Source organism: Pseudomonas emilianonis (assembly GCF_023072625.1).
In the GTDB taxonomy this organism is placed as follows: Bacteria; Pseudomonadota; Gammaproteobacteria; order Pseudomonadales; family Pseudomonadaceae; genus Aquipseudomonas; species Aquipseudomonas paraveronii.
On the sequence record NZ_JAKNRV010000273.1, the window covers coordinates 1 to 7,102 of the forward strand.

The 7,102-nt window shown below is 62.4% G+C and carries 10 protein-coding genes; 5 read left to right on the forward strand and 5 right to left on the reverse strand.

What is annotated here, in order from left to right; genetic code table 11:
- Window positions 1-879: MFS transporter (locus L9Z73_RS22050; protein WP_247405450.1), on the forward strand; the 879-nt coding region annotated here is incomplete at its 5' end.
- A 33-nt stretch (window positions 880-912) separates the two neighbouring features.
- On the opposite strand, the gene purT is transcribed toward L9Z73_RS22050, so the two are convergent.
- The 5 genes from purT to L9Z73_RS22075 all read right to left on the reverse strand — a co-directional run bounded on the left by purT (window position 913) and on the right by L9Z73_RS22075 (window position 4,196).
- Entirely contained in the window at window positions 913-2,094 is a 1,182-nt protein-coding gene (gene purT, locus L9Z73_RS22055; RefSeq protein ID WP_247405452.1) for a formate-dependent phosphoribosylglycinamide formyltransferase, read from the reverse strand.
- Between the two features lie 69 nt (window positions 2,095-2,163).
- The gene (locus L9Z73_RS22060; RefSeq protein WP_247405456.1) at window positions 2,164-2,631 is read right to left on the reverse strand and encodes a VUT family protein; all 468 of its coding nucleotides are present in this window, start codon (window positions 2,629-2,631) and stop codon (window positions 2,164-2,166) included.
- Between the two features lie 190 nt (window positions 2,632-2,821).
- Window positions 2,822-3,037: a DUF1289 domain-containing protein gene (locus tag L9Z73_RS22065; protein ID WP_247405459.1), complete on the reverse strand. Its 216-nt coding sequence runs from the start codon at window positions 3,035-3,037 to the stop codon at window positions 2,822-2,824.
- On the reverse strand, window positions 3,034-3,558 hold the full coding sequence (locus tag L9Z73_RS22070) for a gamma carbonic anhydrase family protein (RefSeq protein WP_247405462.1): 525 nt from the start codon (window positions 3,556-3,558) through the stop codon (window positions 3,034-3,036). Before L9Z73_RS22070 ends, L9Z73_RS22065 begins: the two co-directional genes overlap by 4 nt.
- A gap of 35 nt (window positions 3,559-3,593) precedes the next feature.
- Window positions 3,594-4,196, reverse strand: a complete 603-nt coding sequence (locus L9Z73_RS22075) for a CoA pyrophosphatase (protein ID WP_247405466.1) — start codon at window positions 4,194-4,196, stop codon at window positions 3,594-3,596.
- Between the two features lie 146 nt (window positions 4,197-4,342).
- Between L9Z73_RS22075 and L9Z73_RS22080 the strand changes: the two genes are divergently transcribed.
- From L9Z73_RS22080 to L9Z73_RS22095, 4 genes are all read left to right on the forward strand, one after another.
- Complete coding sequence (locus L9Z73_RS22080; protein ID WP_247405469.1) at window positions 4,343-4,891, forward strand: NUDIX hydrolase; 549 nt, start codon at window positions 4,343-4,345, stop codon at window positions 4,889-4,891.
- Window positions 4,892-4,928: 37 nt separating this feature from the next.
- Window positions 4,929-5,432, forward strand: coding sequence for a L,D-transpeptidase family protein (locus tag L9Z73_RS22085; protein ID WP_247405472.1), 504 nt, complete (start codon window positions 4,929-4,931; stop codon window positions 5,430-5,432).
- Between the two features lie 262 nt (window positions 5,433-5,694).
- Window positions 5,695-6,426, forward strand: coding sequence for a GntR family transcriptional regulator (locus L9Z73_RS22090; protein ID WP_247405475.1), 732 nt, complete (start codon window positions 5,695-5,697; stop codon window positions 6,424-6,426).
- A 36-nt stretch (window positions 6,427-6,462) separates the two neighbouring features.
- On the forward strand, window positions 6,463-7,102 hold a 640-nt coding region (locus L9Z73_RS22095; protein ID WP_247405482.1), incomplete at its 3' end, for an amidohydrolase family protein.

Sequence of the window (7,102 nt, forward strand, 5' to 3'; positions counted from 1 at the left end):
TTGCTGGCGACCGAGAACGCGCCCAAGGGCAAGCGCGCCTGGTTCGGCATGTTCCCGCAACTCGGCCCTTCGATTGGCTTCCTCGCGGCCAACGGCCTGTTCCTGATCCTGGCCATGAACCTGAACGACGAGCAGTTCCGCAGTTGGGGCTGGCGCATCCCGTTCATCCTCAGCGCCGCACTGGTGATGGTCGGCCTGTATGCGCGGCTCAAGCTGCATGAAACCCCGGTGTTCGCCAATGCCGTGGCGAAAGAAGCGCCGGTAAAAGTGCCGTTGTTCGAGCTGTTCAGCCAGCATTGGATGCCGGTGCTGCTGGGCGCCGCGTCGATGGTGGTGTGCTATGCGCTGTTCTATATCACCACGGCATTTTCCTTGAGCTACGGCGTGTCGACCTTGGGCTACAGCCGCGAGACATTCCTCGGGCTGCTGTGTTTTGCCGTGTTGTTCATGGGCCTGGCGACGCCGCTGGCAGCCTTGGCCAGCGATCGATTCGGGCGCAAGCCGGTGCTGATTGTCGGTACGGTGCTGGCCATTCTGTCGGGTTTCACCATGGAGCCATTGCTGACATACGGTTCGACCTGGGCTGTGGCGCTATTCCTGGCCCTGGAGCTGTTCCTGATGGGCGTGACCTTCGCCCCGATGGGCGCGATGCTGCCGGAACTGTTCCCGACCCGCGTGCGTTATACCGGCGCTTCGGCGGCCTATAACCTGGGTGGGATCGTCGGCGCGTCGGCCGCACCGTTCTTCGCGACCAAGCTGGTGGCGATGGGTGGGCTGAGTTATGTCGGCGGGTATGTGTCGGCGGCAGCGTTGCTGAGCTTGATTGCGGTGCTGTGCCTGAAAGAGACGCGGGATAACGATTTGAACAAGGTTGCCTGATAGACCGCTATCGGGGGCAAGCCCCCGATGCTTTTAGAGCTCTACAACAACCGCCTGAGCCGCACGGGTCGCCTTGGCGCGAGCCGCTTCAATCGACTCATCCCGCGCCAACGCCACGCCCATGCGGCGCTGGCCATTCACTTCCGGCTTGCCGAACAGACGCAACGCCGTGTCCGGCTCGCTCAAGGCCGCGCCGAGGTTGGCGAAAGCGGTCTGGGTCGATTGCCCTTCCACCAGGATCACCGCCGACGCCGACGGCCCGAACTGCCGGATCAACGGGATCGGCAGGCCCAGGATGGCGCGCGCGTGCAGGGCGAACTGCGACAGGTCCTGGGAAATCAAGGTGACCAAACCGGTGTCATGCGGGCGTGGCGACACTTCGCTGAACCACACCTGATCGCCCTTGATGAACAACTCCACGCCAAACAGGCCGCGGCCACCCAGGGATTCAGTCACGGCCTTGGCCACGCGCTCGGATTCTGCCAGGGCAATCGGGCTCATGGCCTGAGGCTGCCAGGATTCCTGGTAATCGCCTTTCTCCTGACGATGGCCGACCGGCGCGCAGAAGGTCGTGCCGCCGATGTGGCGCACGGTCAGCAGGGTGATTTCGTAGTCGAAGTCGATAAAGCCTTCGATGATCACCCGGCCCTTCCCGGCACGCCCGCCTTCCTGGGCGTAATCCCAGGCTTTCTGCACGTCTTCGGCACTGCGCAACAGGCTCTGGCCCTTGCCCGACGAGCTCATCACCGGCTTGACCACGCACGGGAAGCCCAGGTCGTGCACGGCCTTGCTGTAGTCTTCGAAGGTATCGGCGAAGTGGTACGGCGAGGTCGGCAGGTCCAGCTCTTCAGCGGCCAGGCGACGGATGCCTTCGCGGTTCATGGTCAGCGATGCGGCGCGCGCGGTCGGGATCACGGTGAAGCCTTCGGCCTCCAGCTCCACCAGGGTGGCGGTGGCGATGGCTTCGATTTCCGGCACGATGAAGTGCGGTTTTTCCGCTTCGATCACTGCACGCAGGGCGGCGCCGTCGAGCATGTTGATCACATGGCTGCGATGGGCCACCTGCATGGCCGGCGCGTTGGCGTAGCGATCCACGGCAATCACTTCAACGCCCAGGCGTTGCAGCTCGATTACCACTTCCTTGCCCAGCTCACCGCAGCCACACAGCAAAACGCGGGTCGCGGTTGGCGACAATGGAGTTCCGATTCGGGTCATCTCAGGTCCTCAGGGGAGCGGATCATGGGGAGAAAGGCCGGCATTTTACATGAACTGTGCAGATTGGCTTCAGTTGGCGACGGCCCGTTTGCGGATACGCCAGGCCATGATCAGCCAGACCACCGTGACCCCGGCGAATTTCGACGCCAGGGCGGTGCCGACCACGGCGGGCGTGAGGGCGCCGATCAAGCCGAAAAAGATAAAAGTATCGAGGGGAATGCTCAGCGCCGAACTTATCCACAGGCGATCGTGGAGCGGACGCTTGGTAATGCTGAACACCAGCCAGTCGATGCATTCGGACACCGCGAACGCAGTGGCGCTGGCCAGGGCGATGGACGGGTCGGAGGTGATATACGACAGCACCAGCGCCGCCAGCATGGCGAGGATCGCGCCGTGGCCGAAGCGGGTTTGCACCATGTCGCGCAGGACGAACACCAGGCCGCCCCAGGCGGACCAGATGACGTCCAGGTGCGGCGCGGTGGAGAAGGCGAAGTTGATCAGCACGACGCTGCTGATGTAGGCGATCAGGAAGAGCATGGGGGATGGACCTGTGGGTAATGCCGCACAGGGTACACAATTACAGGGATGTCGTCTGGGATGGCCCTATCGGGGGCAAGTCGAATCGTCGCACCGCCCCTCCCACATGTGACCGCATTCCTAAAGTTTAAACGCAGTCGAATGTGGGAGGGGCGGTGCGACGATTCGACTTGCCCCCGAGAGCGGTGCCTCAGACGCCGGATTTCCCCGGCATCACCCACACCAACCCACCCGCCTTCGCCCGCTCATGACACACCCCCAGCACCACCCGGCGCTCGGCGTTGTCCATGCGGCTCCAGCGCGTGATTTCTTCCACGCTACGCTGGCAGCCGATGCAAATATCGTCGTCATCCAGCGCGCAAATGTTCACGCACGGCGAGGCGACAGGGCGTTCTGGCGGGTTCATTCTTCCTGCTCAGCCAGATCCCGCGCATAACGCTGGGCGTTATGCACATAGTGCGCAGCGCTGGCCTCGAGCATCTTTTTCTGCGCCTCGGTCAATTCCCGCACCACCTTGCCCGGCGAGCCCATGACCAGGGAGCCATCGGGAATGTCCTTGCCTTCGCCGATCAGCGAATTGGCGCCGATGATGCAGTACTTGCCGATCTTCGCGCCGTTGAGGATCACCGCATTGATGCCGATCAGGCTGTAGTCGCCGACGGTGCAGCCATGCAGCATGGCGTTATGGCCGATGGTCACACCGGTGCCCAGGGTCAGCGGGTAACCCATGTCGGTGTGCATCACGCTGCCGTCCTGCACATTGCTGTTCTTGCCGATCAGGATCAGTTCGTTGTCGCCACGCAACACCGCGTTGAACCAGACATTGGCGCCCTCCTCCAGCTTGACCTTGCCCACCAACGTGGCATTCGGCGCCACCCAGCTGTGTGGATGCGTCTCGACGCGGGCGTCGCCCAGGCGGTATTTCATGATGTGTCCTCACGGCTGGCCATTTAAACGATGGCTTATAGATGGATGAAGCTCTTGGGCGGCTGGTGCAGGCTGATGTTGGCATCGTCATAGAGCAGGTTGATCAACTCGACGATCATGATTGCCGTCAAACCCCAGATCTTGTATTCGCCGAACCGATAGCTCGGCACATACCAACTGCGGCCCTGGTAATCAATGCGGTGCGTATGCTCGCGCGGATCCTGGCGAAAAAACTCCAGGGGCACGCTGAAGACGGCGGCGATTTCGGCGTCGTTGGCCAGGTATTCGACGTAGTCCGGGATGACGCCAACGTAGGGCGTGACCCGAATGCCATGCAGGGAAACCAACGGGCTCAACGGGCCGATCACCTCGACCAGGCCGGGCGGCAGGCCGATTTCTTCTTCGGCTTCGCGCAGGGCGGTGAAGATCAGGTCCGGGTCTTCGGGGTCGCGGCGCCCGCCGGGAAAGGCCACTTCGCCACCGTGGGTGGACAGGCCGCTGGCGCGCAGCGTCAGGATCAGCTCGGGTTCGTCACTGCGGGTAATCGGCACCAGCACGGCGGCCTCGGGGAAACGCCCGTCGGTCTCAAGCAGTTGCGGTGTGTGATTGCTTACCCGGCGAAGTAGCTCGTCCAGCATGAGTCATCTCGATCTGTTGGCTACCTTGCATCATGCACCAAAGCGCGCGGGTGCCCAACCCCAAAACCTGAGGGCTGTCGCGAAACGACAACTTGCAGGGCCTTGCCGCCCACGCCAAGATAGGCAGACTTTCCAGGAACCCCAGCATGAATTTCTGCAGCCAGTGCGGTAAACCGGTCACCCAACGCATTCCCGAAGGCGACGCACGCCTGCGTTTTGTCTGCGATCATTGTCAGACCATTCACTACCAGAACCCCAATATCGTCGCCGGCACGGTGCCAGTGTGGGGCGATCAAGTACTGCTGTGCCGCCGCGCCATCGAGCCCCGCCGGGGTTACTGGACCCTGCCCGCCGGCTTCATGGAGAACGGCGAGACCATGGAACAGGCCGCCATGCGCGAAACCATGGAAGAAGCCTGCGCCCACGTGCGCAACCTGAGCCTCTACACCCTGATCGATGTGCCGCATATCAGCCAGGTGCATGTCTTCTACCGCGCCGAGATGATTGACCTGGACTTCGCCGCAGGCCCCGAAAGCCTGGAAGTGCGACTGTTCGACGAAGCCGACATCCCTTGGTCCGAGCTGGCTTTCCGCACGGTCGGGCGTACCTTAGAATACTTCTTCGCCGACCGTCGCCAACGGTCGTTCCCGGTGCGCAACGAAGCTGTGCCGCCGCTGTCCAAGCCCGCCCAATAACAAACCGGCAGATCGTCGTCCAAGGGAAATCGTTTTAATGCGTTGGTTGCTTGCTCTGCTCTGCCTGTCGTTCGCCACGTTGTCCTCAGCCACCACCCTGGAAACCCTGGGCGGCAAAACGGTCGAAAAAATTCTGGTGCTCAAGTCCGCCCATCAGTTGCAACTGATAAACGACGGTAAACCCCTCAAGACCTACCGCATCTCACTGGGCAAAAACCCCAAGGGCACCAAACTGTTCGAAGGCGACCGCCGCACGCCGGAAGGCTTGTATTGGATCGACTGGCGCAAAACCAGTGACCGCTACAACCTGTCCATGCACATCTCTTACCCCAATATCAGCGACTCCGCCCGTGCCCGCCGCGAAGGTGTGAAGCCCGGCAGCATGATCATGATCCACGGCACGCCCGACAGCGCGGAGTACCCGGAGCAGTGGTTCCACACCCTGGACTGGACCGACGGCTGCATCGGCATGCGCAACGTCGACATGCGCGAAGTCTGGAACCTGGTCAAAGACGGCACCCTGATCGAAATTCGGCCGTAACCCTCGCCCCTCGGCAAATTAATTAAAAAAAGTTTCCTGCCCTCGGTAGCGCCTGCCGGTGAATACCAATTCACCCCGCAGGCTGCGCAGCTCTGCGCGCCTTAAAGACCTCTCTAATACCACTTGATGCCGGGCACCGTTAAAACGCCCTGAAACCTGGACCCACAGCGTTTTGGCAGCATTGACATGGTATTTAAGTGGTATTAGTTTCCGGCCAATACCGGGCGACAACACTCTAATAACCGCATCGGAAACCTGACAGATGAACCCCATCCTGACGCTGCGTCCCGACGACAAGCAATCCACGCCGCTGTACCTGCAACTGGCCCGCAACCTGGAAGCGGCGATCCACGCCGGCCAGTGGAAATCCGAACAGGCCCTGCCGTCGGAACGCGCCCTCAGCGAGCAGTTGAGCCTTTCGCGCGTCACCGCCCGCAAAGCACTGGAAGTCTTGCTTGCCCAAGGCCTGATCCGTCGCAGCCAAGGCTCCGGCACCTTTATCACCCCACGCCTGGAACAGCCGCTGTCGCGCCTGTCGGGGTTCAGCGAGATGCTGCGACTCAAGGGGTTTGTGCCCAGCTCCCAGTGGCTGGAACGCGACATCAGCGCGCCGACCCATGAAGAACTGATCCGCCTGGGCCTGTCGCCGACCGACAAGGTGACGCGCCTCAAACGCCTGCGCAAAGCCGACGACACGGTGATGGCAATCGAAATGACCGCCATGCCCGCCTCAGTGCTGCCGCAACCGCAAGCCATCGGCCACTCCCTCTACGAGTACCTGGAGGGCATCGGCAAACCCATCGTGCGCGCCCTGCAGCATATCCAGGCGATCAACGCCTCGGACGAGTTCGCCGCACTGGTCGGCATCGCCCCCGGCACCGCCATGCTGCTGATGACCCGCGTCGGCTACACCGCCGACAACACCCCGATCGAAATCACCGACACCTACTGTCGCAACGACTACTACGACTTTGTCGCAGAGCTGCGGCGATAGGCCTTTGCCGCGCACCGCGGCCTCAGAGAACTGCCCATGTCCGAAGACAATATCCTCACGCCCCATGGCTGGATTCGCGGCTGCCTCGCGCACGAGCACGGCAAAGTGATCGCCATCGAAGGCGTGCCTTGCAACCCGGCCGACAACGACTTGCCCTACCTGCTGCCGGGGTTTATCGACCTGCACGTCCACGGCGGCGGCGGCAAAGACATCATGGAAGGTGCCGACGCCTTCGAAACCATCACCCGCACCCACGTGCGCTTCGGCACCACCTCGCTGCTGGCCACCACCATGACCGCGCCGGTGGATGAGATCTCCAGCGTGCTCGGCCAGCTCGGCAGTTTCTGCGCGCAGCGCCTGAGCGGCAGCGCCCGGGTCCTTGGCGTGCACCTGGAAGGGCCCTACATCAATCCCGGCAAACTCGGCGCACAACCCAACTTCGCCCACACCGCATTGATGGAAGAAGTGGAAACCTACCTGCGCCTGGCGCCGATCCGGGTGATCACCATCGCCCCGGAAATCGCCGGGCATGACGGCCTGATCCGCGCCCTCAGTACACGCGGCGTGCGCATGCAGATCGGCCACACCCTGGGCAGCTATGAAGAAGGCGTCGCCGCCCTCGCCGCCGGCGCCACCAGCTTCACGCATTTGTACAACGCCATGAGCCCGCTGCATC

Excerpts from the sequence above, each read along its gene's own strand:
- purT (WP_247405452.1), bottom strand. The coding sequence starts at position 2,094 with ATGACCCGAATCGGAACTCCATTGTCGCCAACCGCGACCCGCGTTTTG.
- L9Z73_RS22060 (WP_247405456.1), bottom strand. The coding sequence starts at position 2,631 with ATGCTCTTCCTGATCGCCTACATCAGCAGCGTCGTGCTGATCAACTTC.
- L9Z73_RS22065 (WP_247405459.1), bottom strand. The coding sequence starts at position 3,037 with ATGAACCCGCCAGAACGCCCTGTCGCCTCGCCGTGCGTGAACATTTGC.
- L9Z73_RS22070 (WP_247405462.1), bottom strand. The coding sequence starts at position 3,558 with ATGAAATACCGCCTGGGCGACGCCCGCGTCGAGACGCATCCACACAGC.
- L9Z73_RS22075 (WP_247405466.1), bottom strand. The coding sequence starts at position 4,196 with ATGCTGGACGAGCTACTTCGCCGGGTAAGCAATCACACACCGCAACTG.
- L9Z73_RS22080 (WP_247405469.1), top strand. The coding sequence starts at position 4,343 with ATGAATTTCTGCAGCCAGTGCGGTAAACCGGTCACCCAACGCATTCCC.
- L9Z73_RS22085 (WP_247405472.1), top strand. The coding sequence starts at position 4,929 with ATGCGTTGGTTGCTTGCTCTGCTCTGCCTGTCGTTCGCCACGTTGTCC.
- L9Z73_RS22090 (WP_247405475.1), top strand. The coding sequence starts at position 5,695 with ATGAACCCCATCCTGACGCTGCGTCCCGACGACAAGCAATCCACGCCG.